Raw genomic sequence first — 923 nt, 5'->3', positions numbered from 1 at the left:
TAGGCTGTGTCCCTTAATATCAATTAATAGTATTATTATCTGATTGATTTCGATGCAGGAACAAAATAGTGGCACGTTACGACATTTCTGATGATGCTTGGATATTGATAGAATCTTGTTTGCCCCCTGTACGTTCAGGGCAGGCAGGACGTCCACATGTTGAACACCGCAGTGTGATGAATGGGATGTTCTGGGTGTTATGTTCAGGTGCGCCGTGGCGCGATTTGCCTGAACGCTACGGTCCCTGGAAAACGGTTTATAACCGATTTAACCGTTGGTCAAAATCAGGCATTATCAATAAGATATTTAACCGATTACTGTCCATTCTGGATGAAAAATGCCTCATAGACTGGTCTGAAATTTGTCTGGATGGCAGCCATGTTCGTGCCAGTAAAGATGCTGCCGGGGCGAAAAAAAACATCCCGATATCGCTGACGATCATGCGTTGGGTCGCTCACGCGGTGGTTATGGCACCAAAATCCACCTGGCAACTGACGGAAAGGGCTTCCCACTCAACCTGATGTTGACGGCAGGCCAGGCCCATGAAAGTCAAACGGCTATTCCTTTGCTCGATGGCATTGGCGTCCAACGCAAGAATGGTTTTATGAAACGGCGTGGCAAAGCGGTGTTGGCAGATAAAGGCTATTCGGGAAGAAAACTCCGCGGTTACCTGCGCAAATTGAGAATAAAGAGCATTATTCCTTATAAAATCAATGAAAAAGGGAATAGTGATGGTCGTACACAATTTGATGAACAGGCTTATTGTGACCGTAATGTTGTCGAACGCTGTTTTGGTTTTTTGAAAGGTAATCGACGTATTGCAACACGCTATGAAAAAACAGCACGAAACTATCTGTCGATGGTGAAATTAGGCTGTATTCGACTCTTTTGCCGGAGATTATATAATTAAGGGACACTACCTA

1 protein-coding gene is annotated in these 923 nt (G+C 44.6%); it reads left to right on the top strand.

Going from position 1 to position 923, the window contains the following annotated elements; translation table 11 throughout:
- The first annotated feature begins 68 nt into the window (after positions 1-68).
- A protein-coding gene (locus tag EAE89_RS23010) for an IS5 family transposase (protein ID WP_149617651.1) occupies positions 69-910 on the top strand; the annotation gives its coding sequence in 2 pieces (ribosomal slippage) (positions 69-411 and positions 411-910; 843 coding nt in all).
- Positions 911-923 lie beyond the last annotated feature (13 nt).

The sequence above is a fragment of the Photorhabdus heterorhabditis genome (assembly GCF_018448905.1).
GTDB lineage: Bacteria > Pseudomonadota > Gammaproteobacteria > Enterobacterales > Enterobacteriaceae > Photorhabdus > Photorhabdus heterorhabditis.
Note: the sequence above shows the minus strand (reverse complement) of the source record. Positions and strands in the feature narration are given on the sequence as shown.